The following is a 26,460-nucleotide window of genomic DNA, read 5'->3' on the forward strand; positions in this document are numbered from 1 at the left end:
CGTGAGCGGCGCGCTCGTGCGCCGCGCAACCCTCGCCGACCTCGACGCGGTGGTCGGCCTCGAGCGCAAGGGGCTCGGCGACGACGCCTGGAGCGAGGCGCTGGTCGGCGCGGGCCTCGCCGGCGATCTGCCCACCGTCGTCTACCTCGTGGCGCAGGACGGCTCCGAGGTGGTGGGCCACGCCGTGGTCAGCCTGCCCCTGCCGGCGACGGCCGCCGCCGACCCGGACCCCGACCCGGGCCCCGATCCCGCCGAGCTCCAGCGGATCGCGGTGGCCGCCGACCGGCGCCGCGGCGGGCTGGCCAGCGCCCTGCTGGAGGCCGTGGCGGCGCTGGCCCGCGAGGCCGGCGCCGAGCGGCTCCTGCTCGAGGTGCGCGAGGACAACGCCGGCGCCCGGGCCCTCTACGCCGCCCGCGGCTTCGGCGAGATCGCGCGCCGGTCGCGCTACTACCGCGACGGCACCGCCGCGGTCGTGCTCGAGCGTGCGCTCGCGGGGCCCGAGACGAAGGTGTGGACGGTCTCGTAGCCCAGCGAGGCGTAGACGGCCAGCGCCGGGGCGTTGTCGGTGTAGACGCCCAGCGTGACCACGTCGGCCAGGGCGAGGCCCGCGCGGGTCAGCGACGTCGACACCGCCCGGCCCAGCCCGCGGCCGCGCTCCCCGGGCAGCACCGCCACCCCGCGCAGGTGCCCGCTGCCGTCGGGCTGGGCGGCCAGGGCACCGACCGCCACCAGCGGGCGGCCCGGCCCGGGGCGGCGTACGCCGTGCCAGGTGAGGACGCCCGGGGTGTCGGAGCGGGCGAAGGACCCGGGGTTGGCGGCGTCGAGCACGGCGTCGACCTCCTCGGGGTGCGCGAGGCCGAGGTCGACCACCTCCGGGGTCGGCGCGAGCGGCACGTCGCCGCGCCGGGCCCGCATCCAGTGCCACGTCCACGGGTCGACCTGGCGCCACGGCGCCGGCACGACGTGGGCCGAGCGGGCCTCGACGCTGAGCCGCCCGGGCGTGGGCGACGTGGCGGCGGCCAGCGTCAGCACGGGGCCGAGCAGGGCCGGGGGGCCCACCGCGGTCACGACGTCGACGGGCCCACCGGGTCGACCGCCCGGCCCCCACCACGCGGCCGCGGTCGGCCCGGCGAGCCACGCCCGCCGCACCCCCGCGCGCGGCACCTGGTGGTGCAGCAGCGCCGCGCCGCACCCGGCGTAGAGCTCCTCGACCGACACCTCCCGCGCCGGCTCGCCCGTCGGCCCCTCCCCGACGCCGCCGTCCACCCCGACCCCGACCCCGACCTCGACACCGACACCCTCGTCACGCACCCCGCCATGCTGGCACGCGACCCCCGGCGCTCGACGGGCACAATGGGCGCGTGGAGCACACCGACGGACCCCTGGTGCTGGGCATCGAGACCTCCTGCGACGAGACCGGCATCGGCATCGTGCGCGGGCGCACCCTGCTCGCCGACGCGGTGGCCAGCAGCGTCGAGGAGCACGCGCGCTTCGGCGGCGTCGTGCCCGAGGTCGCGAGCCGGGCCCACCTCGAGGTCATGGTCCCGACCATCGAGCGGGCCTGCGAGACCGCAGGGGTCGCCCTGCACGAGGTCGACGCGATCTCGGTGACCCACGGGCCGGGCCTCGCCGGTGCCCTCCTGGTGGGGGTGGCCGCGGCCAAGGCCCTCGCGCTCGGCCTCGGCAAGCCGCTCTACGGCGTCAACCACCTGGCCTCCCACGTGGCCGTCGACCAGCTCGAGCACGGCGCGCTGCCCGAGCCCTGCGTGGCGATGCTGGTGAGCGGGGGCCACTCCAGCCTGCTGCGGGTGGCCGACGTGACCGGCCACGACGACGGCATCGTCTCGATGGGCTCGACGATCGACGACGCCGCGGGGGAGGCCTTCGACAAGGTCGCCCGGCTGCTGGGCCTGCCCTTCCCCGGGGGTCCCCACGTCGACCGGGTCGCCCGCGAGGGAGACAGCGTGGCCATCGACTTCCCCCGCGGCCTCACCGCCCGCAAGGACCTCGAGCGGCACCGCTTCGACTTCTCCTTCTCCGGGCTCAAGACCGCGGTGGCGCGGTGGGTCGATACCCGGGAGCGCTCGGGGGAGCCGGTGCCGGTGGCCGACGTGGCGGCGTCCTTCCAGGAGGCGGTGTGCGACGTGCTGGTGCGCAAGGCGCTCGACGCGGCGGCCAGCGAGGGCATCGACGACCTGCTCATCGGCGGCGGGGTCGCGGCCAACTCCCGGCTGCGGGCGCTGGCGGAGTCGCGCGCCGAGACCCTGGGCATCCGGGTGCGGGTGCCGCGGCCCGGCCTGTGCACCGACAACGGCGCGATGGTGGCGGCCCTCGGCGCCGAGATGGTCGCCCGCGGCCGCACGCCCTCCTCCCTCGACCTGCCCGCCGACTCCTCGCTGCCCGTCACCGACGTCCTCGCCGGCTGAGCGTCCGGGGCACCGCCTAGGCTCGGGGCCACCGGCGCCGCTTGGCGCCATCCCCGACCGGAGGAGAACCATGCAGCAGGTGAAGGCCGTCGTCGCACGGGCCAAGGGACAGCCCGTCGAGGTCACGACGATCAACGTGCCCGACCCCGGGCCGGGCGAGGCCGTGGTCAAGATCCAGGCGTGCGGGGTGTGCCACACCGACCTGCACTACCGCGAGGGCGGCATCAATGACGACTTCCCGTTCCTGCTCGGCCACGAGGCCTCCGGCGTCGTCGAGGCCGTCGGCGACGACGTCACCTCGGTGGCCCCCGGCGACTTCGTCGTGCTCAACTGGCGCGCGGTGTGCGGCCAGTGCCGCGCCTGCGAGCGCGGCGAGCCGCAGTACTGCTTCGCCACCCACAACGCCACCCAGAAGATGACGCTGGCCGAGGGCGACGACGCCGGCACCGAGCTCAGCCCCGCGCTGGGCATCGGCGCCTTCGCCGAGAAGACCCTGGTCGCGGCCGGCCAGTGCACCAAGGTCGACCCGTCGGCCCGTCCGGCCGCCGTCGGCCTGCTGGGCTGCGGCGTGATGGCCGGCATCGGCGCGGCGATCAACACCGGCGCCGTGGGCCGCGGCAAGTCGGTCGCGGTCATCGGCTGCGGGGGCGTGGGCGTGGCCGCGATCGCGGGCTCCGCGCTGGCCGGCGCGAGCCCGATCATCGCCGTCGACATCGACGCCGGCAAGCTCGAGACCGCCAAGGCCCTCGGCGCCACCCACACTGTCGACTCCTCGACCACCGACCCGGTGGAGGCCATCAAGGAGATCTGCGCCCAGACCTACGCCGGGGCCGAGGGCGCCGACGTCGTCATCGAGGCCGTGGGCCGCCCGGAGACCTGGAAGCAGGCGTTCTACGCCCGCGACCTGGCCGGCACCGTCGTCCTGGTCGGCGTGCCGACCCCCGACATGACCGTGCCGGAGATCCCGCTCATCGACGTCTTCGGCCGCGGCGGCGCCCTGAAGTCCAGCTGGTACGGCGACTGCCTGCCCAGCCGCGACTTCCCGATGCTCGTCGACCTCTACCAGCAGGGCCGGCTCGACCTCGACGCCTTCGTGACCGAGGAGATCGGCATCGACGACGTCGAGGCCGCCTTCGCCAAGATGCACGACGGCGGCGTGCTGCGCTCGGTGGTGATCGTGTGAGCGGCGCTGCCGGGGGAGTGCGGATCGACCACGCCGTCTCCAGCGGCACCTTCAGCCTCGACGGCGAGACCCACCAGGTCGACAACAACCTCTGGGTCGTCGGCGACGACACCGAGTGCGTCGTCATCGACGCCCCGCACTCGGTCGAGGACATCCTGGCGCTGGTGGGTGAGCGCACCGTGCGGGCGATCCTGCTGACCCACGCCCACGACGACCACTCGCGGGTCGCGCCGGCCCTGCGCGAGCGGGTGGTGGCGCCGATCATGCTGCACCCCGACGACAAGCCGCTGTGGGACCTGACCCACCTCACCGAGGACGGCGAGGGCCACCTGTGGGACGTCGACCTCGGCGACGGCTTCGAGATCCTCGTCGGGGGCACGGTCCTGCGGGCGCTGCACACGCCGGGCCACGCCCCGGGGGCCGTGTGCTTCCACGCCCCGGCGCTGGGGTGCGTCTTCACCGGCGACACCCTCTTCCAGGGAGGTCCGGGGGCCACCGGTCGCTCCTACAGCGACGAGGACGTCATCGAGGCCTCGATCCGCGAGAAGCTCCTCGCCCTGCCCGACGAGACCGTGGTCCACACCGGTCACGGCGACGACACCACCATCGGCGCCGAGCGCGCCGGCCTGGCGGGCTGAGCCCGCTCCACCCGCGGCCCTCGCCCGCTCGGGCGAGGGCCGCCAGGGTCGGCCTGGGTAAAGTCGTGAGATCCCCCCAGGAGGTGCACGGTGCAGCAGCAGGTGCAGCACGACCCCGGTCCCGACCCGGCGACCGACGCGAGCGGTCCCCCGACCCACGACGCGACGACGACCCTCCCCCCGGTGGCCCTCGCCCCGGTCGACGACCCGGAGTGGGAGCCGGCGTGGACCACCTACTGGGCCGCGCTGGAGACGGGCGACCGCCACGGCGCCCTGGCCGTGGTGCGTGAGCGCCACGAGGGCGGGGCCGCCCCCATGGAGGTCATCGAGCGGCTCGTCGTGCCGGCCCAGGCCCGCATCGGCGACCTCTGGCTGACCGGTGGGTGGAGCGTGGCCCAGGAGCACCAGGCCACCGCGATCAACGAGGGCCTCGTGCACTGGCTGGGCTCCTTCGCCCCCGAGGCCGACCCGTCGGCGCCGCTGGTCATCGTCTCCTGCCTCGAGCACGAGCGCCACGCGCTCCCGGCGCTCATCGTGGCCGAGTCGCTGCTGCTCGCGGGCTACCGCGTCACCTACGTCGGCGGTGACCCCGAGCCCGCCGGGCTCCTGCACGACATCCTCAGCCTCAAGCCCCGGGCGGTGCTCTTCAGCGCCTCGCTCACCTCCTCGCTGGCCGGGCAGAAGTCGCTCTTCAGCTCCATCCGGGCCATCGGCATCCCCGTGGTGGTGGGCGGCCAGGCCTTCGGGGGCGACGAGACCCGCGCCCTCGCGCTCGGCGCGACCGCCTACGCCGCCACCCCGGGCGAGGCGGCGCGGGTCATCGACGCCCTCCCGTCACGGGTGCCGCAGACGGGTCCCGCCGAGGCCGGGCCCGCCGACGTGGAGGCCGCCTGGATCGCCGACTACCACCACGAGATCGCGCCCTACGTCGTGCGCGCGATCGCCGCCCGCCACGACGTCGCGGTCGGGGCGCCCTCCAGCGCCCCCGACTGGTGGACCGACTTCCCGGGCTACGTCGACCACGTCCTCGGCTGCCTCGCCGCCGCCCTCGTGGTCGGCGACGAGACCATCATGATCGAGGTGCGCGACTGGCTCGAGCGCGTGCTCGAGGCCCGCCGCGCCCCCGACGGCCTGGTCGCCGAGGTGTGGGGCCTGCTGGCCGAGCCGCTGCGCGGCCACCCCCTGGCGCGGGTCCACCTGGCCGGGGCGGCGCCGGGGCACGCCCCGGGCTAGAGCGGGCGCACCAGCAGGGCGGTGCCCTCGCCGGCCACGCGGGTCATCACCAGGGTGGCCTCGCCGTCACCCTGCAGCGCGAGCCGCTTGCGCAGCTGCTCGGGCACCACGTCGACGCCGCGCTTCTTGATGGTCAGCCGGCCCACGCCCCGCTCGCGCAGCGCCGCGCGCAGCTGCTTCTCGCGGTAGGGCAGCTCCTCGAGCACCTCGTAGCCGCGCGCGAACGGCGTACGGGTCGCGTAGTCGGAGGTGAGGTAGGCGATGTGGGGGTCGAGCAGGCCCGCGCCGTCACCGGCGTGCGCCGCGGCGACGGCGGTGACGAGCCCGGCGCGCACGACGGCGCCGTCGGGCTCGTAGAGGTAGGCCCCCAGGGACCGCACGGGAGCCCCGGGGTCGTCCTCGTCGGTGAGCGTGGCCAGGCCGCCGTCGCCGATGACGGTGGCCCGGCGGCGGGTGGTGGCCAGCCGGCCCGCCCACAGGGCGGCCTCCTTGACCTCCCCGTGGTCGCTGACCCACTCGGCCTCGACGCCCTCGGGCACGAGGTCGTGGGGGATCCCGGGCGCGACCTTGACGCACGCGTCGCGGCGCAGCAGGCCCTCGACGAACGACCAGGGCGGCGTCCAGTCGTCGACGTCGAAGGTGCGACCCCGTGCGGTGCGCCGCGCCGGGTCGGCGAAGGCGACGTCGAAGGGGGAGGTGTCGACCGTGGTGGCGTCGGCGACGACGGTCGCGCCGTCGAGGCCCAGCGCGGCCAGGTTGGCCCGCGCGACCTCGACCCGCACCGGGTCGAGGTCGACGCCCGCGCAGACGATGCCGGCCCGGGCGCCCGCCATCAGGTCCCCGCCGATGCCGCAGCCCAGGTCGACCAGCGAGATCGCCTCGAAGGCGCGCAGCCGGGCCGCGCGGTGGTCGGCGACGGCGCGACGGGTCGCCTGCTCCAGGCCGTCGGGGGTGAAGTAGAGCAGCCGGGCGTCCTCTCCCAGCTTGGCCTCGGCGCGGCGGCGCAGCGTGGCCTGGGTGAGCGCCGCGGCGACGTGGGCGGGGTCGGTCCCGGGGTGGCGCCGGCGCAGCGAGGCCGAGACCCGCAGCGGGTCCGGCGTCGCGGGCCCGGCCCGCAGGACGGCCACCGCCTCGGCGAGCAGGGCCTGGCCGTCGTCGGTGAGCAGCCACCGCAGGTCGTCGAGGTCCATGGCCGCGATCCTGTCAGGCCGTCCGGGTGCCGCCGCAGCCGCGGGGGACCCCGGCCCTGGCACTCAGGGTGAGCGAGTGCTAGTTTCTGGGTTGGCACTCTCCCCGTGAGTGTGCCAGCCACCCGCAGCGCAGCGCGACCCCCGCGACGGCGTGCCACGCGAGCGGTGGACCCAGACGTGCACCACCCGCCATCAAGTAGTGACGAAAGTGGAGGTCGACATCGTGTCGGTCAACATCAAGCCCCTCGAGGACCGCATCGTCGTCAAGACGCTCGAGGCCGAGCAGACCACGGCTTCCGGCCTGGTCATCCCGGACACCGCCAAGGAGAAGCCCCAGGAGGGCGAGGTCGTCTCGATCGGCCCCGGCCGCATCGACGACAAGGGCAACCGCGTCCCGCTCGACGTCGCCGTCGGCGACAAGGTCATCTACAGCAAGTACGGCGGCACCGAGGTCAAGTACGCCGGCGAGGAGTACCTCATCCTTTCCGCCCGCGACGTCCTCGCCGTCGTCTCCTGACGCACCTGGCATCCCGGCTGGCAGCGTTGCCGCCGCTCGACGACCCGCTTCGCTCCACGGTCGTCGTCGCGGCGGCGCCTCGCCAGCCGGGCGCCAGGCACGTCAGGCCAGTGCTTGAAAGCCTCGTGCTTCTAAGGAGAACGCATGCCCAAGATTCTTGAGTTCGACGAGAGCGCCCGCCGCGCCCTCGAGCGGGGCGTCGACGCCCTCGCCAACGCCGTCAAGGTGACGCTCGGCCCCAAGGGCCGCTACGTCGTCCTCGACAAGAAGTGGGGCGCGCCGACCATCACCAACGACGGTGTGACCGTCGCCCGTGAGATCGAGCTCGACGACCCCTTCGAGAACCTCGGCGCGCAGCTGACGAAGGAGGTCGCCACCAAGACCAACGACGTCGCCGGTGACGGCACCACCACCGCCACCGTGCTCGCCCAGGCCATGGTCCACGAGGGCCTGCGGGCCGTCGCGGCCGGCGCCAACCCGATGGGCCTCAAGCGGGGCATGGACCTCGCCGCGGCCGCCGTCGGCGACGCCCTGCGCGACGCCGCCCGCGAGGTCGACTCGGTCGAGGACATGGCCTCCGTGGCCACGATCTCGAGCCGTGACAAGGTCATCGGCGACCTGCTCTCGCAGGCCTTCGACAAGGTCGGCAAGGACGGTGTCATCACCGTCGAGGAGTCCAACTCCATGGGCACCGAGCTCGACTTCACCGAGGGCATGCAGTTCGACAAGGGCTACCTGTCGCAGTACTTCGTCAGCGACCCCGAGCGCATGGAGGCCGTCCTCGACGACCCCTACATCCTCCTGCACCAGGGCAAGATCTCGGCGATCGCCGAGCTCCTGCCGCTGCTGGAGAAGGTCATCGCCGCCGGCAAGCCGCTCTTCATCCTCGCCGAGGACGTCGAGGGCGAGGCCCTCTCGACCCTGGTCGTGAACAAGATCCGCGGCACCTTCAACGCCGTCGCGGTGAAGAGCCCCGCCTTCGGTGACCGCCGCAAGGCGATGATGCAGGACATCGCGACGCTGACCGGTGGCGAGATCGTCGCCCCCGAGGTCGGGCTCAAGCTCGACCAGGTCGGCCTCGAGGTGCTGGGCCAGGCCCGCCGCATCGTGGTCACCAAGGACAACACCACCATCGTCGACGGCGCCGGCGACGCCGCCGCCGTCGAGGGTCGCGTGAACCAGATCAAGGCCGAGATCGAGAACACCGACTCCGACTGGGACCGCGAGAAGCTCCAGGAGCGCCTCGCCAAGCTGGCCGGCGGTGTCTGCGTGATCAAGGTCGGCGCCGCCACCGAGGTGGAGCTGAAGGAGAAGAAGCACCGCATCGAGGACGCCGTCTCCGCGACGCGCGCCGCGATCGAGGAGGGCATCGTCGCCGGTGGCGGCTCGGCCCTCATCCACGCGGTGTCCGTGCTCGAGGGCGACCTCGGCCTCACCGGCGACGAGGCCGTCGGCGTGCGCATCGTGCGCAAGTCGGCCGACGAGCCGCTGCGCTGGATCGCGGAGAACGGTGGCGTCAACGGCTACGTCGTCACCACCAAGGTCCGCGAGATGGGCGTCGGCAACGGCTACAACGCCGCCACCGACACCTACGGCGACCTGGTCGCCCAGGGCGTGCTCGACCCGGTCAAGGTGACCCGCTCCGCGCTGGTCAACGCCACCTCGATCGCGGCGATGCTGCTGACGACCGAGACGCTCATCGTCGAGAAGCCCGAGGACGAGGACGACGCCCCCGCGGGCGGCGGCCACGGCCACGGGCACGGCCACTGAGCCGCTAGGCACCACCTGATCCACCGGCGGCGCCGGGTCCCTCACGGGGCCCGGCGCCGTCGTCGTCTGCGGCGGGCCCGGTCGGCAGGCCGGTCAGGTCAGCCGCAGTCGGGCGCGACCGCCGGGCGCTCGACGCCGCGGAGCAGCCACACGGTGCGGCCCTCGTCGCCGCAGCCCGCACCGTGCGCGACGTATTCGCTCCCGACGAGGTCGGCGAGCGCCGCACCGCCGGCCGGGCTCCACGTGGTGAAGTCGACCCACTCCACGATCCACGTCGGACGCTCCGGTCCGGCGACCACCGCGCCCAGGTCGGCGAGGTCGGGGTCGAGGGTGCGCATCGGCAGGCTCCACAGGTGCTCGTACGGCGAGGCCATGCCGCTCGCCAGCTGGAGGTCGGCGCGCCCCCCGAAGACGACCATCGTGTCGCCGGGAGCGGCGGCCCGCCCGACGGCCTGCCCGGTGCGCACCTCGTCGAACTCCTGCAGCCCGCTGGCCTGGATCACGACCCACCCCAGCAGGCAGACGACGGTGGAGGCGGCCGCGCCGAGGATCACCGCCCGCATGCGCAGGCCGCGCCGCGACCCGTGGCGCACCAGCAGGGCGGCGCACAGCGCCGTGGCCGGGAGCAGGGCCAGCAGGTAGTCGCGCCAGAAGCTGCCGCCGAGCACCAGCGCGGTGACGTCGAAGAGGACCAGGGTGGCGGTCGCGGCGGTGAGGGCGGGGTCGCCGGCCCACTCGCCACGCACGTGCACCACGAAGCCGGCGACGATGAGCAGCATCCCGGCCCCGACGGCGCTCAGCACGAGGGTGGCCAGCCGCGTCGCGGGCTCGCCGGTGGCCTCGCCGGCCAGCGCCACGGCGGCGTCGGAGCGGAAGCCGTAGACGGCGTACCAGAGCACGTCGAGGCGCACGCCCTGCGACCACGCCCACGCCACCGTGGCGGCGACGGGGGTGGCGGCGCCGGCCAGCCCGGCGAGTGCGAGGCGGGCGAAGGTGCCGGGGGCGACGGCCCGGGTGAGCAGGGAGGCGAGGAGGAGCGCGCCGGCGAAGGCCAGGCCGCCGGCGAGGTTCTGCTTGAAGCCGACCGCGGTGCAGGCGAGCACGCCGGCCAGGAAGGCCAGGGCGGCCGAGTCGCGCCGCAGGGCGAGCAGCGAGAGCCAGCAGCCCGCCATCACGAAGGGCACGCCGAGGAGCTCGCCCTTGACCGCGACGGCGTCGATGAGCGTGTTGGCGCTCATCGCGGCCACCGCGACCGCCACCCACCCGGCGGCGCGCTCCCCGGCCACGAGCCGGGCGGTGCGGGCCGCGGCCACGACCAGCAGGGCGGCGGCCAGCGCGCCCAGCACCCGGATGAACAGCGGCCCCCCGAGGAGGTCGGAGAGCCGGAAGACCTCGATGAGCAACGGGGGCCGGTCGACGAAGTAGCGTCCGTAGACGCTGTCGGGGGAGGGGTCCCAGGAGCGGGCGACCAGCAGGAAGCCGGCCTCGTCGGCCCGCACGGGCCGCGAGAGACCGGGCAGGCGCAGCAGCACCACGAGCACGGCCGCCAGCGGCACGGTCCAGCGTGACTCGACGGCCGCGCCGACGCGGTGCACCACGCGGTGGACCACGGACGGCGCCAGCGCGCGCGCAGGTGCCGTCGTCATGGGCGACAGCCTCTCAGGCGAGGGGCCGCCCACGTCGCACCGCAACGCTGCGAGCAGCCGTTGCACGCCCGAAACATCCCCGATCCCTCCCGGCAACGCGCGGCGGCGAGCGTGGGCGACATGCTGTGGAGAGTGCGCACGACCATGCCCGACCGTCCCGGCGGGCTCGCCCGCCTGGCCCAGCGCTGCGGCGAGGCGGGGGTCAACATCCTGGGTCTGCAGATCTTCCCGGGCGCCGACGCCGTGACCGACGAGCTCGTGATGCGCACCCCCGAGGGCTGGGACGTCCACGACCTCGCGCTGCTCGTCGAGGGGTCGGGGTGGACCTACGTGTCGGCGACCCCGTGCTCGGCCGCCGCCCTCTCCGACCAGCCGACCCGCTACGTCCAGGCGGCGCGCACGATCCTGGCCCGCCCGACCTCCTTCCCCGAGGTGGTCGCCCGCCTCTTCGACGCCGAGTCCGACCCCGCGCCGGGTGACGGCCCGCCGCAGGACTCCCTGGAGCTGACGGTGGGCGACGTGCAGGTGCAGGTGCGCCGGGCGGCGCCCTTCACCGAGACCGAGCGCGCCCGCGGCGCGGCCATGGCCGACCTGGTCAGCGACGTGCTCCAGCGCAGCCGTGAGTCGGCGGCCATCGGCACGACCAGCCCGGGCCGGCGCCTGGGCGGCGGGGTGACCCCGGAGTACGCCGTGGACGGTGCCTCGGTCTCGGCCGTGCTCGACGGCGTCGTGGTGGGTCTGGCCACCGTCCACGACCCGGTGCCCGGCGACGACGGGGCGGTGGTGCGCCCGGTGGCGCTGCGGGTCGACCCCGGCTTCCAGCGCCGCGGCATCGGCACGCGCCTGCTCGTGGACGCCTCGAGGCTGGCCCACATGCTCGGCGCCGACGAGATCCTGCTCACCACCCGCTCCGACAACCAGGCGGTGCTGCCGATGGTGCTGGCCGCGGGCATGCGGGGGCGGATCAGGATGGCCGCCGACGTGCTGAGCGTCAGGGTCCCCGTGCGCGACCTGAAGCCGCTTCCCGGCTGACCCGCGGTTAGGCTTGGGGGGTGGAGCTCCCTGACAAGTTCGCCGCCCTCGGGCTGACCTACGACGACGTCCTGCTGCTGCCCGGTCACTCCGACCTGGCGCCGGCCGACATCGACACGACCTCGCGGCTGACCCGCGAGATCTCGCTCAAGGTCCCGCTCGTGAGCGCGGCCATGGACACCGTCACCGAGTCGCGCATGGCCATCGCCATGGCCCGCGAGGGCGGCCTCGGCGTGCTCCACCGCAACCTCTCCATCGAGGACCAGGCCTACCAGGTCGACCTCGTGAAGCGCACCCAGACCGGCATCATCTCCAACCCCGTCACCATCGGCCCCGACGCGACGCTGGAGGACCTCGACCGCATCTGCGGGGAGTACCGCGTCTCCGGCCTGCCGGTGGTCGACACCGACAACCGCCTGCTCGGCATCATCACCAACCGCGACCTGCGCTTCACCCCGGTCGCGGAGTGGGCGACGACCAAGGTCGACGAGATGATGACGCCGATGCCGCTCATCACCGGCCACGTCGGCATCTCGCGCGACGACGCCACGCTGCTGCTGCGCAAGCACAAGCGCGAGCGGCTCCCGCTGGTCGACGACGCGGGCCGCCTGGCCGGCCTGATCACCGTGAAGGACTTCGTCAAGGGCGAGCAGTTCCCCCACGCCTCCTACGACGGCGCCGGACGGCTCATGGTCGGCGCGGCCATCGGCTACTTCGGCGACGCCTGGGAGCGGGCCACCACCCTGGTCGAGGCCGGGGTCGACGTGCTGGTCGCCGACACCGCCCACGGCAACGTGCGCCTCCTGCTCGACATGGTCGCGCGCCTCAAGGGCGACCCCGCGACCCGCCACGTGCAGGTCATCGGCGGCAACGTCGCGACCCGCGAGGGCGCCCAGGCCTTCGTCGACGCCGGCGCCGACGCGGTCAAGGTCGGCGTGGGCCCGGGCTCGATCTGCACCACCCGCGTCGTGACCGGGGTCGGCGTGCCCCAGGTGACGGCGGTCTACGAGGCCTCGCTGGCCTGCGCCCCCGCCGGCGTGCCGGTGATCGCCGACGGCGGCATGAAGCACTCCGGCGAGATCGCCAAGGCGATCGTGGCCGGGGCGGAGTCGGTCATGGTCGGCTCGCTGCTGGCCGGCTGCGAGGAGTCGCCCGGCGACCTGGTCTTCGTCAACGGCAAGCAGTTCAAGGCCTACCGCGGCATGGGCTCGCTCGGCGCGATGTCGAGCCGCGGCAAGAAGTCCTACTCCAAGGACCGCTACTTCCAGGCCGAGGTCACCAGCGACGACCAGATCGTGCCCGAGGGCATCGAGGGCCAGGTGGCCTACCGCGGTCCGCTCTCGGCGGTGGCCCACCAGCTCATCGGCGGGCTCAACCAGTCGATGTTCTACGTCGGTGCGCGCACCATCCCCGAGCTGCAGGACAAGGGCCGCTTCGTGCGGATCACCTCGGCCTCGCTCAAGGAGAGCCACCCCCACGACGTCCAGATGACCGTCGAGGCTCCGAACTACACCGGCCGCTGATCCGCCGGGCCTCCTGCACGTCGGGGCCCCGGCGCACCTCTAGTAGCCTTCCCCGGTGACCGAGATCGAGATCGGCCGGGCCAAGCGCGCCCGGCGTGCCTACTCCTTCGACGACATCGCGATCGTGCCCTCGCGGCGCACCCGCGACCCCGAGGAGGTCAGCACCCACTGGCAGATCGACGCCTACCGCTTCGACCTCCCGGTGCTCGCGGCACCCATGGACTCGGTGATGTCGCCGGCGACCGCCGTCGCGCTGGGTCGCCTCGGCGGCCTCGGCGTCCTCAACCTCGAGGGCATCTGGACCCGCTACGAGGACCCCGAGTCGCTGCTGGCCGAGGTCGCGGGGCTGGAGGGCGTCGACGCCACCCGCCGGATGCAGGAGATCTACGAGGAGCCGATCAAGCCCGAGCTCATCACCGAGCGGCTGCGCGAGGTGCGCGAGGCCGGGGTGACCGTGGCCGGCTCGCTGTCGCCGCAGCGCACCAAGGAGTTCGCCAAGGCCGTGGTCGACGCGGGTGTCGACATGTTCGTCATCCGGGGCACGACGGTCTCGGCCGAGCACGTCTCCAGCCAGGCCGAGCCGCTGAACCTCAAGGAGTTCATCTACGAGCTCGACGTGCCGGTGATCGTGGGCGGCTGCGCGACCCACCAGGCCGCGCTGCACCTGATGCGCACCGGTGCCGCCGGCGTGCTGGTCGGCTTCGGGGGCGGGGCCGCCCACACCACCCGCACCGTGCTCGGGATCGCCGTGCCCATGGCCAGCGCCGTGGCCGACGTGGCCGCGGCGCGCCGCGACTACCTCGACGAGTCCGGCGGGCGCTACGTCCACGTCATCGCCGACGGGTCGATCGGCCAGTCCGGCGACGTCGCCAAGGCCATCGCCTGCGGGGCCGACGCGGTCATGGTCGGCTCTCCCTTCGCCCGCGCCACCGACGCGCCGGGCCACGGCTTCCACTGGGGCACCGAGGCCCACCACGCCGAGCTGCCGCGCGGTCGGCGCGTGCAGTTCGAGACCGTCGGCACCCTCGAGGAGATCCTCTTCGGCCCCTCGCGGGTCGCCGACGGCACGATGAACCTCATCGGCGCCCTCAAGCGCTCCATGGCGACCACGGGCTACACCGACGTCAAGGAGTTCCAGCGGGTCGGGGTCGTCATCGGCTGAGGCGTGAGAAGGCTTTCCCGGCCGAGAGCTACCGAAGGGTAGTCGCGGAGACCGCAGTCACATACTCTCGGTACATGAACGCCGCGAACCCCAGTCCGGCCGGCGGCCCGCTCGTCGAGGGCCCGCACGACCCCGAGCACGACCCGACCGCGTCCTACGCCCTCGAGCCCGACTACGTCGCCTCGCTGACCCAGCGCGTCCTGGCCACCTCGGGGGAGACGGTGCAGGTGCACTCGCCCCTCGACGGGGCGCCGCTGGCCCACCTGCCGCAGTCGAGCGAGGCCGACGTGGCCGAGGCGTTCGTCCGCGCCCGCCGGGCCCAGGTCGCCTGGTCGCGCACGAGCCTGGAGCACCGCTCGGCGATCCTCATGCGGCTGCACGACCTCGTGCTCGACCGCCAGGAGGAGATCCTCGACCTGATTGTGCTGGAGTCGGGCAAGGCCCGCAAGCACGCCTTCGACGAGCCCCTGCACATCGCGCTGACGGCGCGCTACTACGCCCGCACGGCCCACGACCACCTCGACACCCGGCGCAGGGCCGGCGTGGTGCCGGTGTTGACGCGGGTCGAGGTCAACCGGGTCCCCAAGGGGGTCGTCGGCATCATCTCGCCGTGGAACTACCCCTTCACGATGGCGCTGTGCGACGGCCTGCCGGCGCTGATGGCCGGCAACGCGGTCGTGGCCAAGCCCGACAGCCAGACCATGCTCACCGCGCTGCTGGGCGCCCAGCTGCTGGAGGAGGCCGGCTTCCCGCGCGACCTGTGGCAGGTCGTCTCGGGGCCGGGCTCGGTGGTCGGCACGTCGATCATCGCGAAGTCCGACTACGTCTGCTTCACCGGCTCGACGGCCACCGGCACCCGCGTGGCCCAGGCCTGCGCCGAGCGGCTCATCGGCTGCTCGCTGGAGCTCGGCGGCAAGAACCCCATGCTGGTGCTGCGCGACGCCGACGTGGAGCGCGCCGCCGAGGGCGCCGTGCGCGGTGCCTTCTCCAACGCCGGCCAGCTCTGCGTCTCGATGGAGCGGCTCTTCGTGGCCGACCAGGTCTACGACCGCTTCGTGGAGCGCTTCGTGGCCCGCACCCAGGCGATGACGCTGGGGGCCACGCTGGCGTGGGAGAACGACATGGGCTCGCTGATCTCCGCCGACCAGCTCGAGACCGTCACCCGTCACGTCGAGGACGCCGTGGCCAAGGGCGCCCGCGTGCTCACCGGCGGACGGGCCCGCCCCGACCTCGGCCCCTTCGTCTTCGAGCCCACCATCCTCGAGGGCGTGACCCCCGAGATGACCTGCTTCGGCCAGGAGACCTTCGGCCCGGTGATCTCGCTCTACCGCTTCCACGACGAGTCCGACGCCGTGGCCCGGGCCAACGACGGCGACTACGGCCTCAACGCCTCGATCTACAGCCAGGACGGCGCCCGCGCCCGTGAGCTGGCCCGTCGGGTGCGCTGCGGCACGGTCAACGTCAACGAGGCCTTCGCCGCGACCTTCGCCAGCGTCGACTCCCCGATGGGCGGCATGCGCGCCTCGGGCATGGGCCGGCGCCAGGGCAGCGAGGGCATCCACCGCTACACCGAGTCGCAGTCGGTCGCCACCCAGCGGCTGCTGCGGTTCTCGCCCGTGCTGGGCATGTCGGAAGAGACCTACGCGAAGGTGATGACCCTCAACCTCCGCCTGATGAAGAAGCTGGGGCGCGCCTGATGGGCAAGCACGTGGAGCACGACTACGACGTCCTGGTGATCGGCAGCGGCTTCGGCGGCTCCGTCACCGCGCTGCGACTGACCGAGAAGGGCTACAAGGTCGGCGTCATCGAGGCCGGGCCGCGCTTCGAGGACGACGACTTCGCCTCCGGCACCATGGACCTCAAGCGCTACCTGTGGGCCCCGGCCCTGGGGATGTACGGCATCCAGCGCATCGACGCCGTCCGCGACACCCTGATCGTGGCCGGCGCGGGGGTCGGCGGCGGCTCGCTGGTCTACGCCAACACCCTCTACGAGCCCCTCGAGCAGTTCTACGCCGACCCGCAGTGGGCCTCGATCACCGACTGGCGCGAGGAGCTCGCCCCCTACTACGATCAGGCCAAGCGGATGCTCGGCGTGGTCGAGAACCCCGTGCGCACCCCGGCCGACGAGGTCATGGAGAAGGTCGCCGGCGACATGGGCGTGGCCGACACCTTCCACCCGACGCCGGTGGGGGTCTTCTTCGGCGGCCCCGGCCAGGAGCCGGGGGAGAAGGTCGCCGACCCGTTCTTCGGGGGCGAGGGCCCCGACCGCAACGCCTGCCTCAACTGCGGCGAGTGCATGTCGGGCTGCCGCCACAACGCCAAGAACACCCTGGTCAAGAACTACCTCTACCTCGCGGAGAAGAAGGGCGCGCGGGTCATGCCGCTGACCACGGTGACCCGGGTCAGCCCCCGCGAGGGCGGCGGCTACGACGTCGCGGTCAGGTACACCAAGGCCAGGCGCGCGACCGCCCGCACGACCCGCACCCTGACCGCCGAGCACGTCGTCTTCGCCGCCGCCTCGCTCGGCACCCAGAAGCTGCTGCACCGGATGAAGGACGAGGGCCACCTGCCGGGGCTCTCGGACCGGCTCGGCTACCTCTCGCGCACCAACTCCGAGTCGATCCTCGGCGCGATCGCGCCGGCCTCCGACCCGACCGACTACTCCTACGGCGTCGCCATCACCTCCAGCTGGCACCCCGACGAGCACACCCACATCGAGCCGTGCCGCTACGGCAAGGGCTTCAACACCATGGCGATGATGCAGACCGTCCTCACCGACGGCGACGGCGAGGGCCCGCGCTGGCGCACCTGGCTCAAGGCGATGTGGACCGAGAAGGCCAAGCTCCTCGAGCTCTACGACCTGCGCCACTGGTCGGAGCGCACCGTCATCGCGCTGGTGATGCAGAGCCTAGACAACTCCATCACCACCTACGGCAAGCGCGACCGGCTCACCGGGCGCTGGCGGATGACCTCGCGCCAGGGTCACGGTGCGCCCAACCCGACCTGGATCCCGGTGGCCAACGAGGCCGTGCGCCGCATCGCCGGCGTGCTCGGCGGCACCGCCGGCGGCAACATCGGCGAGCCGTTCAACATGCCGCTCACCGCCCACTTCATCGGGGGCTGCGCCATCGGCGAGAGCAGCGAGACCGGCGTCGTCGACCCCTACCAGCGCGTCTACGGCCACCCCGGCCTCCACGTCGCCGACGGGTCGGCGATCAGCGCCAACCTCGGGGTCAACCCGTCGCTGACGATCACCGCCCAGGCCGAGCGGGCGATGGCGCTGTGGCCCAACAAGGGCGAGGCCGACCGCCGCCCGCCGCTGGGGGCCGGCTACGAGCGCGTGGCCCCGGTCGAGCCGCGCTCGCCCGCCGTACCTCCGCAGGCGCCGGCGGCGCTGCGGCTGCCGATCGTGGGGGTCAGCTGAGGGCGCCTGTCTAGACCGCGCGCGGTTCTGGAAGGAAGTCCTGTCAGCCCCGTAACCCGGCCTCGGGGGGCTCGTTGAGGTGAGCAGACCCGGCAGTCATGCTCCCTCCCAAGGCCGGGTCAGTGGTCCAGGCGCTGTCCCACAGAGGCGTGGACGATCAGGGCCCGGCCAACCCTCCCTCCCCGGCCGGGCCCTGGTGCATTTCCCCCTCCTGCGCACGCTCGTCCGGGGTCGAGACCGGCGCGACGGCACGGCGCCGGGCCTCGATAGGCTGGGTCCATGAGTGACGAGACGCCCGGGCTGCCCGACCACGACCTCGTGCTGGTGGTCGACTTCGGCGCGCAGTACGCCCAGCTGATCGCCCGCCGCGTCCGCGAGGCGCGGGTCTACTCCGAGATCGTGCCGCACCACGTGCCGGTGGCCGAGATGCTCGCGCGCCGGCCGAAGGCGATCATCCTCTCCGGCGGTCCCTCCTCGGTCTACGCCGAGGGTGCGCCGAGCATCGACGCCTCGCTGTTCGAGGCCGGCGTCCCGGTCTTCGGGATGTGCTACGGCTTCCAGCTGATGGCCTCCGGCCTGGGCGGCGAGGTCGCGCGCACCGGCGCCCGGGAGTACGGCCGCACCGCCGTCTCGGTCGCCGAGCCCGGCACGCTGCTGGCCGACGTGCCCGCCGAGCACACCGTGTGGATGTCGCACGGCGACTCCGTCACCGCCGCCCCCGCGGGCTTCTCGGTGCTGGCCTCCACTGCCACGACGCCCGTGGCCGCCTTCGAGAACGTCGACGCCGGCTTCGCCGGCGTGCAGTGGCACCCGGAGGTGCTCCACACCGAGCACGGCCAGCAGGTGCTCGAGCACTTCCTCGTCGACATCGCCGGCTGCCGCCAGACCTGGACCATGGTCAACATCGTCGAGGAGCAGATCGCGTCGATCCGCGCGCAGATCGGCGAGCGCGGCCACGCGATCTGCGGGCTCTCCGGCGGCGTCGACTCCGCCGTGGCCGCCGCGATCGTGCAGCGCGCGATCGGCGACCGGCTGACCTGCGTCTACGTCGACCACGGCCTCATGCGCCAGGGTGAGACCGAGCAGGTCGAGCGCGACTTCGTCGCCGCCACCGGCGTCGACCTCAAGGTCGTCGACGCCGAGCAGCGCTTCCTCGACGCCCTCGCCGGCGTCACCGACCCCGAGGAGAAGCGCAAGGTCATCGGCCGCGAGTTCATCCGCGTCTTCGAGGCCGCCGAGGCCGAGGTGCTGGGCGAGGCGGTGAAGGAGACCGGCGAGACCGTCGCCTTCCTCGTGCAGGGCACGCTCTACCCCGACGTCGTGGAGTCCGGCGGGGGCGCCGGTGCCTCCAACATCAAGAGCCACCACAACGTGGGCGGACTGCCCGACGACCTCGAGTTCGAGCTCGTGGAGCCACTGCGCACGCTCTTCAAGGACGAGGTGCGCCTGGTCGGCGAGCAGCTCGGCCTGCCCCCCGAGATCGTGTGGCGCCAGCCCTTCCCCGGGCCCGGCCTGGGCATCCGCATCATCGGCGAGGTCACCCGCGCCCGCCTCGACCTGCTGCGCCAGGCCGACGCCATCGCCCGCGAGGAGATGACCGCCGCCGGCCTCGACCGCGACATCTGGCAGATGCCCGTCGTGCTGCTCGCCGACGTGCGCTCCGTCGGCGTCCAGGGCGACGGCCGCACCTACGGCCACCCGGTCGTGCTGCGGCCGGTCACCTCCGAGGACGCCATGACGGCCGACTGGGCGCGCCTGCCGTACGAGGTCATGGAGCGGATCTCCACCCGCATCACCAACGAGGTCGAGGAGGTCAACCGGGTCACGGTCGACATCACCTCCAAGCCCCCGGGCACCATCGAGTGGGAGTGAGCCCCCTGCGTCAGGTGACGAAGGTGGCGTGCCTGCCCGCTCCCGGTGGGGGTGGGGCGGTGGAGTGGTACGTGTGGCCGGTGGGGGTCGTGAGCTCGACGGTGTGGCGTGGGCCCGCAGCGCAGCGGGCGCGCCAGTCGAGCGCCTGCTTGGCGTAAGTGCACGCCTCGCACAGGCTCTGACCGTTGTCGGTGGTGGTGGGTCCGCCGTCGACGAGGGCGCTGACGTGGTCGCTGTGGCGGACGGGGGAGTCGCACCAGGGGGTGCGGCAGACGGCGTGGTCGCGAGCCCGCAGGTGGCGGGCCAGGCCGGCGCCGAAGTGGGTGGCGCGGGAGTCGCTGGCGAGGAGCCGGCCGGTGGTGGGCGCGGTGTAGAGCCGGCGGTACCAGGCGTGGTCGGCGTCGGCGGCCGCGGCGGTGAGGTAGCGGGCGTAGTCGGCCGGCACGGTGCCGTAGCCCAGCAGGGTGGCGGGCTCGTCGTCGTCGGCGAGCAGGGTGCGGTCGGTCATGACGAGACAGACCTCGACGGGCACGGGCTCGGCGTGGCTGCGGCCGGTGAGGCGCTCGAGGAGGGTGTCGGCCATGACCTGCCCGCGCGAGCGCCGCTCGGACTCGGCCCGGCCGGCCGTGGTCGACCCGCGGTGGCTGTCGGCGGCGCGGCCGAGGGCGGCGTAGGCGGCGACCGCGTCGGCGACGGGCAGCAGGGCGGTGAGGTAGGCCATGGTGTCGGGAGCCGGGCGGAGGGTGACGGCGCGCTCCTGGGCGGCGCGGCGGTTGCGGTCCACGGCGGAGTGCGGGTCGAGCTCGTAGGCGATGCGCCGCGCTGCGGCCACGAGCTCACGGTCGCCGAGGGCCTCCAGCGTGGCGGTGTCGCCGGCCAGGTGGGCGTCGACCACCTGCCGGTCCTCCAGGCTCAGGCAGGCGGTCTCGCGGGCCAGCAGGGTGGCGCGCCACTCGGTGAGGACGCCAGCGCCCAGCGCCCGCAGGGTGTGGGGCATCTCGTGGACGAGGACCTCCGCGAGGCCGAGGTCACGGGTGCCGCGGTGGTGGCTGGCGCGGCGCGCCAGGGCGACCTGCGCGGCGATGCCGGCGCCGATGCGGTCGCGGCGGACGCCCGCGGCGCGCTGGGCGGCCCGCTGCGACGCGGCCAGTCGCGCGGTGGCCCGGGCCTGTGCTGCGGCCGCCGCAGCCTTGGTCTCCTCCAGGGCGCGGATCAGGTCGACCAGCTCGGCGTCGGTGAGAGCGGCACGGCGGGACCGCCCGTCGTCACCCGCAGGATCGAGCGGGGCCACGGTGGCCAGGGCTGCCACCAGGCCCGCGACCTCGACCACCGATGATGCGAATATGTGTTCGATTGTACGCCGAGGTCAGTCTCGTGTCGATGGTGAGCGGCGCGTTGTGGAGGGTTGCTGGAAGGCTGGTCGGGTGGTGGGCGACGGTGGGGTCGGGCAGGCGCGGGGCTGCGCGCCGCAGGCGGAGTGGCGGCGGTGGGTGCGAGAGGTGCCGGGACGACCCCCGCCTGACCCGCACGTGCCAGGCGTACGCCGCTCCCCGGGCCATGGCGCATGGCCCGACCGGGCCATTTCGCGGCGCAGCGGCTGACAGCGCACGCGAGAGCGCCTAACGTTCTTCTCGAGCCGCTGGTGACCCGAGACGCCAGCGGTTCACTACGTGCGAAGAGGCCCCCGGCAGCAGCCGGGGGCCTCTTCTGCGTCCTGCGCCCGTCGGTCAGGCGTTGAAGGTGTCGGGGTCGGAGTCGTCGGGCACGACGTGCACGGCGGCCTCCTCGGCCGAGGCCGCGGCGCCGTCGATGCCGACGTCGTCGCCCACGAGCTCCTGGTCGACGTCCTCGCCGAGGCCCTGGTCGGGGTCGACCAGGCGGCCCGCGCGCTCGTCGCCGACCTCGCCGTCGTCGAGCTGGTCGAGGCGCACGTCGGGATCGGCGTCGGCCTTCTCGGCCTGCTCGTAGGGGTCGGCCTCCGGCACCTCCTGGGCGACGCGCTGGTCGAGGGTCTCGCCGGTGGCCTCCTCGTAGGGGGTGTTGCCGAAGCCCTGGGCGGCCGAGTACTTCTCCGGCGGGGAGTAGCCGCGGTCGAGCTCGTCGGCGACGTCGGGGTCGCCGAGGTCGTCCATGTTGGTGGGCTGGTCCTCGTCGTCGACGGAGTAGTCGCCGTAGGTCTCGGCGTCGGTCGTCGGGTCAGGAGTGCTCTCGGTCATGGCTCCACCGTAGGCCGCCCCACGGCGTGGTCAGGTCACCCGAAGGGACCCCGGGCCCGACGCGGGGGGCTCAGGCGGGCGCGATCAGCTCGGTGCGCTCGGCGGCCACGATGACGGCACCCACGAGGCTGGCGCGGTTGCCGAGCTCGCTGGCCAGCACGGGCGTCAGGGCGGCCGCGTCGAGGGCGTGGCGGCGCAGGCCGACCCGCGCGGGCTCGAGCACGAGCTCGCCGGCGCGGGCCATGTCGCCGCCGACGACCACGATGTCGGGGTCGAGCAGGTTGACGATGCTGGCCAGCCCCCAGCCCAGGTGGAGCCCGACGTCCTCGAAGGCGCGCTGGGCGGCGACGTTGCCGGCGAGGGCGGCGTCGACGATCTCCTCGATGACCGCGCCGGGCAGCTGGCCGCCCATCATCGACTGCACCGTGCCGATGGAGGTGTAGGCCTCCAGGCACCCGCGGCTGCCGCAGCGGCACAGCGGGCCCTGCTCGTCGAGGGTGAGGTGGCCGATCTCGCCGGCGCTGCCGTGGGCCCCGCGGAAGAGCTCGTTGCGGATGACGACGCCGGCGCCCACGCCGGAGGAGATCTTCACGAAGACCGAGCTGCGGTGACCGCGGCCCACGCCGCGGCGGTGCTCGGCGAGCGCACCCAGGTTGGCGTCGTTCTCGACCAGGGCGGTGGCGCCGAAGACCTGCTCGGCGGCGGTGCGGGCGTTGACCCCGACCCATGACGGCAGGATGGCGGAGGACTGCACGACGTCGGCGGTGACGGGGGCCGGCAGGCCCAGCCCGACGGTGCGCAGGGTCGGCCCGGCCGGGAGCATGCCGCGGAGCATGTCGTGGGCGCAGGTGAGGGCGGCGCGGTGGTCGAGCCCGGAGTGGAGGGGGCGGCGCTCCTCGTGGAGGAGCCGGCCGGCGAGGTCCCCGACGGCGACGGCGACGTGGCTGTGGCCGAAGTCGACGCCGGCGACGACGCCGGCGGTCTCGGCGAGCCTCACCGAGGACCCGCGCCGGCCGCTGCCGGGCGCGATGGCGACGAGCCCGGCCGACGACAGGTCGCGCAGGATGTTGGACACCGTGGCCGGGGCCAGCCCGGTGGTGCGGGCGAGCTCGGCCTGCGTGTACTCCGCGGGCAGGGCGTCGACGTCCTCGCCGGCCACCGCGGGGTCGACGACGCCGAGCCCCCGCAGGACGTCGAGCACGCGGTGCTGGTTGGCGGTGCGCAGCGTCGACGTCGACCCGGGGGCGGCGTCGAGGCGCTGTCTGGTCATGGGCGGAACTGTGCCTCGGGTCACAGCTTGTGGTCAAGACGTGAATGATCAACGTGCGAGTAACGAGTTATGACCATCTTTGCGTTCACTACTTGACGACAAGTCTGTGACGGCTGACACTCGACCCAGTCAACCCGGCGGCGTGCCCGCCCCAGTCGAGGGAGAACCATGTCCACACCCCTGCACCGCCTCGCAGCCTTCGGTGCTGTGCTCGCCATCGGCACCGCTGGCCTCACCGCCTGCGGCGCCAACGACGCCGAGAGCGGCTCCGACGGCGGCGGCGACAGCGCCTCCGGCGGCACCATCGCCCTGCTCCTCCCGGAGTCCAAGACCACCCGCTACGAGGCCTTCGACAAGCCGCTCTTCGAGGCCGCGGTCGCCGAGCTGTGCTCGGACTGCGAGGTCGACTACTACAACGCCGACCAGGACGAGGCCAAGCAGGCCCAGCAGCTCACCAGCGCGCTGACCGCCGGCGCGTCCGTCGTCGTGCTCGACCCGGTCAACGGCGCCGGCGCCACCGGCATGGTCCAGGAGGCCCAGGGCCAGGACGTGCCGGTCATCGCCTACGACCGCTTCATCGACGGCGCCGACTACTACATGTCCTTCGACAACGAGACCGTCGGCCAGATGCAGGCCGAGGCCCTCGTCGAGGCCGTCGGCGACACCGGCAACATCCTCATGCTCAACGGTGCGCCCAGCGACCCCAACGCCGCGCAGTTCAAGGCCGGCGCCCACAGCGTGCTCGACTCCAGCGGCGTCACCATCGCCGAGGAGTACGACAACCCCGACTGGAGCCCCGAGAACGCCCAGCAGTGGACGACCGACCAGCTGAGCAAGTACGACCCCAGCGACATCCAGGGCGTCTACGCCGCCAACGACGGCCAGGCCGGCGGCGTCGTCGCGGCCCTGACCGGCGCCGGCGTCTCCTCCGACGAGCTGCCCCCGATCACGGGTCAGGACGCCGAGGTCGCCGCGATCCAGCGCATCCTCGCCGGTGAGCAGGAGATGACGATCTACAAGCCCATCCCGATCGAGGCCGAGACGGCCGCCGAGGTGGCCGTGGCCCTGGCCCAGGGCGAGGAGCCCGCGTCGACCAGCGAGACCGGCATCGACCAGAGCGACTACGAGGGCGTCACGTCCTACATCTTCGACCCGATCGTCGTGACGGCCGACAACGTCGCCGACACCGTCATCGCCGACGGCTTCTACTCCGCCGCCGACATCTGCACCGGCGACTACGCCGCTGCGTGCTCGGAGGCTGGCATCTCCTGATGAGCGCCACGACGACGGAGAAGCCGGTCACGGGACAGACCGTCCTGTCCCTGACCGGCATCAACAAGAGGTTCGGGGCCGTGCAGGCCCTCACCGACGTGCACCTCGAGGTGGCGGCCGGCGAGGTCGTCGCCCTCGTGGGCGACAACGGTGCGGGCAAGTCGACCCTGGTCAAGGTCATCTCGGGGGTCTACCAGCCCGACGAGGGTGACATCACCTTCGCGGGCCGCAAGATCTCGGTCGGTGGCCCGTCCGACGCCCAGGCGCTGGGCATCGCGACGGTCTTCCAGGACCTGGCCCTGTGCGACAACCTCGACGTCGTCGCCAACCTGTTCCTGGGCCAGGAGCGCCTGCTCGGGCCGGTGCTCGACGAGGTCACGATGGAGAAGGAGGCGTGGCGCCTGCTGCGCACCCTCTCCGCCAAGATCCCCTCGGTCCGCATCCCCATCGCGGGGCTGTCGGGCGGTCAGCGCCAGACGGTGGCGATCGCCCGCAGCCTCGTGGGCAACCCCAAGCTCGTCATGCTCGACGAGCCCACCGCGGCCCTCGGTGTCGCGCAGACCGCGGAGGTCCTGAACCTCGTCGAGCGGCTGCGCGAGACCGGGCTCGGGGTCATCCTCATCAGCCACAACATGGCCGACGTCCAGGCCGTGGCCGACCGCATCGTGGTCATGCGCCTGGGCCGCAACGCCGCGGAGTTCCGCACCGAGGAGACCACGACCGAGCAGCTGGTCGCGGCCATCACCGGCGCCTCCGACAACGTGGTCGCCGCGCGCGCCAGCCGGCGTGCCGGCACCACCGACACCACCGAGGGAGCGGGCCAGTGAGCGCCACGACCGACGAGACGCAGTCGGCCGTCGCCGCCGACATCGCCGACGAGCGGCTCATCCAGAGCCAGGGTCTCGGCGGCCAGGCCCGCGCGGTCTGGAACCGGCTCAAGGGCGGTGAGCTCGGCATGCTGCCCGTGGTCATCGGGCTCATCGTCATCTCGCTGGTCTTCTACTCCCAGGAGCCGACGTTCCTGTCGTCGAAGAGCCTGGTCAACATCACGCTCTTCGCCGCACCGGTCGGCGTCATCGCGCTGGGCATCGTGCTGGTGCTGCTGCTGGGGGAGATCGACCTCTCGGTGGGCTCGGTCTCGGGCTTCGCGGCCGCCTCCATGGCGGTGCTGGTGGCCAACAAGAGCCAGTCGCTGGTCGTCGGCATGATCGCCGGCATCCTGATCGGCACCCTGATCGGCTCGGTCTACGCCCTGCTCTACACCCGCCTCGGCGTGCCCAGCTTCGTGTTCTCCCTCGCCGGCCTGCTCGGCTTCCAGGGAGCGCTGCTCTACGTGCTGGGCGACCAGGGCACCATCGTGCTGCCGACCGACTCGGGCCTGCGGCAGTTCGCCCGCGAGCGCTTCCTCAGCGACGGTGCGGCCTACGTGCTGCTCGCGGTGGTCGTGCTGGCCTACGTCGGCTCGCAGCTGCTGATGGTGCGCCGGCGCAAGGCGGCCGGCCTGACCCCGCCCAACCTCACCATGGTCGGCATCAAGGCGGTGCTCCTCGCGGGCGGGCTGGGCTTCCTGACCTACTACCTCGGCATCGACCGCGGGTGGGGCTACCTGTTCGTGCTCTTCGTGGCCCTGGTCGTCGTCATGGACCTCATGCTGCGCAAGACCACCTGGGGTCGCCACGTCTACGCCGTGGGCGGCAACGAGGAGGCGGCCCGTCGCGCCGGCATCAAGGTGGGCCGGATCTACTTCTCGGTCTTCGCCGCGACCTCGACCTTCGCGGCCCTGGGCGGCATCCTGCTGGCCGGTCAGCTCACCTCGGTCTCGCAGAGCAGCGGCACCACCGACACCAACCTGACCGCGATCGCGGCCGCGGTGATCGGCGGCACCAGCCTCTTCGGCGGCCGCGGGTCGGCGTACTCCGCGCTGCTCGGCATCATCGTGCTCCAGGCCATCCAGAGCGGCCTGAACCTGATGAACGTCGACTCCTCGGTGCGCTTCATGGTCACCGGTGCGGTCCTGCTGCTGGCGGTCGCGATCGACTCGGTCTCGCGCCGGGTGCGCTCCTCCAGCGGACGCGGGTAGCGGCCC

22 protein-coding genes are annotated in these 26,460 nt (G+C 73.5%); 16 read left to right on the plus strand and 6 right to left on the minus strand.

Annotation, left to right across the window (positions count from 1 at the left end; genetic code table 11):
• Nucleotide 1 precedes the first annotated feature (1 nt).
• Complete coding sequence (locus tag ASF47_RS09735; RefSeq protein WP_235558705.1) at nt 2-526, plus strand: GNAT family N-acetyltransferase; 525 nt, start codon at nt 2-4, stop codon at nt 524-526.
• Here ASF47_RS09735 and ASF47_RS09740 read toward each other — a convergent pair.
• Nucleotides 448-1,311 carry a GNAT family N-acetyltransferase gene (locus ASF47_RS09740; protein WP_056863813.1) on the minus strand — a complete coding sequence of 288 codons (864 nt, stop codon included), beginning with the start codon at nt 1,309-1,311 and terminating at the stop codon, nt 448-450. The two genes, ASF47_RS09735 and ASF47_RS09740, sit on opposite strands and share 79 nt — an antisense overlap.
• 50 nt (nt 1,312-1,361) lie before the next feature.
• Here ASF47_RS09740 and tsaD point away from each other — a divergent pair, with 50 nt between their 5' ends.
• The 4 genes from tsaD to ASF47_RS09760 all read left to right on the plus strand — a co-directional run bounded on the left by tsaD (nt 1,362) and on the right by ASF47_RS09760 (nt 5,480).
• Nucleotides 1,362-2,426, plus strand: coding sequence for a tRNA (adenosine(37)-N6)-threonylcarbamoyltransferase complex transferase subunit TsaD (gene tsaD, locus ASF47_RS09745; protein ID WP_056863814.1), 1,065 nt, complete (start codon nt 1,362-1,364; stop codon nt 2,424-2,426).
• A 70-nt stretch (nt 2,427-2,496) separates the two neighbouring features.
• Nucleotides 2,497-3,609 carry an S-(hydroxymethyl)mycothiol dehydrogenase gene (locus ASF47_RS09750; protein WP_056863815.1) on the plus strand — a complete coding sequence of 371 codons (1,113 nt, stop codon included), beginning with the start codon at nt 2,497-2,499 and terminating at the stop codon, nt 3,607-3,609.
• The gene (locus ASF47_RS09755; RefSeq protein WP_235558707.1) at nt 3,606-4,247 is read left to right on the plus strand and encodes an MBL fold metallo-hydrolase; all 642 of its coding nucleotides are present in this window, start codon (nt 3,606-3,608) and stop codon (nt 4,245-4,247) included. The genes ASF47_RS09750 and ASF47_RS09755 overlap by 4 nt, the downstream gene beginning before the upstream one ends.
• Nucleotides 4,248-4,337: 90 nt before the next feature.
• Nucleotides 4,338-5,480: a cobalamin B12-binding domain-containing protein gene (locus ASF47_RS09760; protein WP_056863817.1), complete on the plus strand. Its 1,143-nt coding sequence runs from the start codon at nt 4,338-4,340 to the stop codon at nt 5,478-5,480.
• On the opposite strand, the gene ASF47_RS09765 is transcribed toward ASF47_RS09760, so the two are convergent.
• A complete protein-coding gene (locus tag ASF47_RS09765) occupies nt 5,477-6,670 on the minus strand; it encodes a class I SAM-dependent methyltransferase (protein WP_056863818.1) in 1,194 nt (397 codons plus the stop codon). The genes ASF47_RS09760 and ASF47_RS09765 overlap by 4 nt on opposite strands.
• Before the next feature lie 223 nt (nt 6,671-6,893).
• On the opposite strand from ASF47_RS09765, the gene groES reads away from it, so the two are divergent.
• Nucleotides 6,894-7,187: a co-chaperone GroES gene (groES, locus tag ASF47_RS09770; protein ID WP_056864570.1), complete on the plus strand. Its 294-nt coding sequence runs from the start codon at nt 6,894-6,896 to the stop codon at nt 7,185-7,187.
• A gap of 144 nt (nt 7,188-7,331) precedes the next feature.
• Nucleotides 7,332-8,957: a chaperonin GroEL gene (gene groL, locus ASF47_RS09775; protein ID WP_056863819.1), complete on the plus strand. Its 1,626-nt coding sequence runs from the start codon at nt 7,332-7,334 to the stop codon at nt 8,955-8,957.
• Nucleotides 8,958-9,055: 98 nt separating this feature from the next.
• Here the strand turns inward: groL and ASF47_RS09780 are convergent, their stop codons facing one another.
• A complete protein-coding gene (locus tag ASF47_RS09780; protein WP_156697844.1) occupies nt 9,056-10,603 on the minus strand; it encodes a hypothetical protein in 1,548 nt (515 codons plus the stop codon).
• 144 nt (nt 10,604-10,747) lie between these two features.
• Here ASF47_RS09780 and ASF47_RS09785 point away from each other — a divergent pair, with 144 nt between their 5' ends.
• The 6 genes from ASF47_RS09785 to guaA all read left to right on the plus strand — a co-directional run bounded on the left by ASF47_RS09785 (nt 10,748) and on the right by guaA (nt 19,616).
• A complete protein-coding gene (locus ASF47_RS09785; RefSeq protein WP_235558709.1) occupies nt 10,748-11,635 on the plus strand; it encodes a GNAT family N-acetyltransferase in 888 nt (295 codons plus the stop codon).
• Between the two features lie 20 nt (nt 11,636-11,655).
• Nucleotides 11,656-13,158, plus strand: coding sequence for an IMP dehydrogenase (guaB, locus tag ASF47_RS09790; protein ID WP_056863821.1), 1,503 nt, complete (start codon nt 11,656-11,658; stop codon nt 13,156-13,158).
• A gap of 55 nt (nt 13,159-13,213) precedes the next feature.
• Nucleotides 13,214-14,320, plus strand: coding sequence for a GuaB3 family IMP dehydrogenase-related protein (locus tag ASF47_RS09795; RefSeq protein WP_056863822.1), 1,107 nt, complete (start codon nt 13,214-13,216; stop codon nt 14,318-14,320).
• Between the two features lie 74 nt (nt 14,321-14,394).
• Complete coding sequence (locus tag ASF47_RS09800; RefSeq protein WP_056863823.1) at nt 14,395-16,017, plus strand: succinic semialdehyde dehydrogenase; 1,623 nt, start codon at nt 14,395-14,397, stop codon at nt 16,015-16,017.
• Nucleotides 16,017-17,744: a GMC oxidoreductase gene (locus ASF47_RS09805; protein ID WP_056863824.1), complete on the plus strand. Its 1,728-nt coding sequence runs from the start codon at nt 16,017-16,019 to the stop codon at nt 17,742-17,744. The genes ASF47_RS09800 and ASF47_RS09805 overlap by 1 nt, the downstream gene beginning before the upstream one ends.
• Nucleotides 17,745-18,023: 279 nt before the next feature.
• Nucleotides 18,024-19,616: a glutamine-hydrolyzing GMP synthase gene (gene guaA, locus ASF47_RS09810; RefSeq protein WP_056863825.1), complete on the plus strand. Its 1,593-nt coding sequence runs from the start codon at nt 18,024-18,026 to the stop codon at nt 19,614-19,616.
• Nucleotides 19,617-19,626: 10 nt separating this feature from the next.
• Here the strand turns inward: guaA and ASF47_RS09815 are convergent, their stop codons facing one another.
• The 3 genes from ASF47_RS09815 to ASF47_RS09825 all read right to left on the minus strand — a co-directional run bounded on the left by ASF47_RS09815 (nt 19,627) and on the right by ASF47_RS09825 (nt 23,102).
• The gene (locus ASF47_RS09815) at nt 19,627-20,946 is read right to left on the minus strand and encodes an HNH endonuclease (RefSeq protein WP_200919026.1); all 1,320 of its coding nucleotides are present in this window, start codon (nt 20,944-20,946) and stop codon (nt 19,627-19,629) included.
• Nucleotides 20,947-21,343: 397 nt separating this feature from the next.
• Entirely contained in the window at nt 21,344-21,832 is a 489-nt protein-coding gene (locus ASF47_RS09820; protein ID WP_056863826.1) for a DUF5709 domain-containing protein, read from the minus strand.
• Nucleotides 21,833-21,902: 70 nt separating this feature from the next.
• On the minus strand, nt 21,903-23,102 hold the full coding sequence (locus ASF47_RS09825) for an ROK family transcriptional regulator (protein WP_056863827.1): 1,200 nt from the start codon (nt 23,100-23,102) through the stop codon (nt 21,903-21,905).
• Between the two features lie 168 nt (nt 23,103-23,270).
• On the opposite strand from ASF47_RS09825, the gene ASF47_RS09830 reads away from it, so the two are divergent.
• From ASF47_RS09830 to ASF47_RS09840, 3 genes are read left to right on the plus strand one after another with little or no spacing between them, the layout of a single operon-like run.
• Entirely contained in the window at nt 23,271-24,374 is a 1,104-nt protein-coding gene (locus tag ASF47_RS09830) for a substrate-binding domain-containing protein (protein ID WP_056863828.1), read from the plus strand.
• On the plus strand, nt 24,374-25,201 hold the full coding sequence (locus ASF47_RS09835; RefSeq protein WP_056863829.1) for an ATP-binding cassette domain-containing protein: 828 nt from the start codon (nt 24,374-24,376) through the stop codon (nt 25,199-25,201). The genes ASF47_RS09830 and ASF47_RS09835 overlap by 1 nt, the downstream gene beginning before the upstream one ends.
• Nucleotides 25,198-26,454, plus strand: a complete 1,257-nt coding sequence (locus ASF47_RS09840; protein ID WP_056863830.1) for a sugar ABC transporter permease — start codon at nt 25,198-25,200, stop codon at nt 26,452-26,454. Before ASF47_RS09835 ends, ASF47_RS09840 begins: the two co-directional genes overlap by 4 nt.
• Nucleotides 26,455-26,460: the final 6 nt, after the last annotated feature.

Source organism: Nocardioides sp. Leaf285 (assembly GCF_001422955.1).
In the GTDB taxonomy this organism is placed as follows: Bacteria; Actinomycetota; Actinomycetes; order Propionibacteriales; family Nocardioidaceae; genus Nocardioides; species Nocardioides kribbensis.

What these genes read in the sequence shown, in the direction of transcription:
- guaA (WP_056863825.1), top strand. Translation starts at nt 18,024, where the DNA reads ATGAGTGACGAGACGCCCGGGCTGCCCGACCACGACCTCGTGCTGGTG.
- ASF47_RS09830 (WP_056863828.1), top strand. Translation starts at nt 23,271, where the DNA reads ATGTCCACACCCCTGCACCGCCTCGCAGCCTTCGGTGCTGTGCTCGCC.
- groL (WP_056863819.1), top strand. Translation starts at nt 7,332, where the DNA reads ATGCCCAAGATTCTTGAGTTCGACGAGAGCGCCCGCCGCGCCCTCGAG.
- ASF47_RS09820 (WP_056863826.1), bottom strand. Translation starts at nt 21,832, where the DNA reads ATGACCGAGAGCACTCCTGACCCGACGACCGACGCCGAGACCTACGGC.
- ASF47_RS09835 (WP_056863829.1), top strand. Translation starts at nt 24,374, where the DNA reads ATGAGCGCCACGACGACGGAGAAGCCGGTCACGGGACAGACCGTCCTG.
- ASF47_RS09805 (WP_056863824.1), top strand. Translation starts at nt 16,017, where the DNA reads ATGGGCAAGCACGTGGAGCACGACTACGACGTCCTGGTGATCGGCAGC.
- ASF47_RS09750 (WP_056863815.1), top strand. Translation starts at nt 2,497, where the DNA reads ATGCAGCAGGTGAAGGCCGTCGTCGCACGGGCCAAGGGACAGCCCGTC.
- ASF47_RS09800 (WP_056863823.1), top strand. Translation starts at nt 14,395, where the DNA reads ATGAACGCCGCGAACCCCAGTCCGGCCGGCGGCCCGCTCGTCGAGGGC.
- ASF47_RS09785 (WP_235558709.1), top strand. Translation starts at nt 10,748, where the DNA reads ATGCCCGACCGTCCCGGCGGGCTCGCCCGCCTGGCCCAGCGCTGCGGC.
- ASF47_RS09780 (WP_156697844.1), bottom strand. Translation starts at nt 10,603, where the DNA reads ATGACGACGGCACCTGCGCGCGCGCTGGCGCCGTCCGTGGTCCACCGC.
- ASF47_RS09825 (WP_056863827.1), bottom strand. Translation starts at nt 23,102, where the DNA reads ATGACCAGACAGCGCCTCGACGCCGCCCCCGGGTCGACGTCGACGCTG.
- ASF47_RS09765 (WP_056863818.1), bottom strand. Translation starts at nt 6,670, where the DNA reads ATGGACCTCGACGACCTGCGGTGGCTGCTCACCGACGACGGCCAGGCC.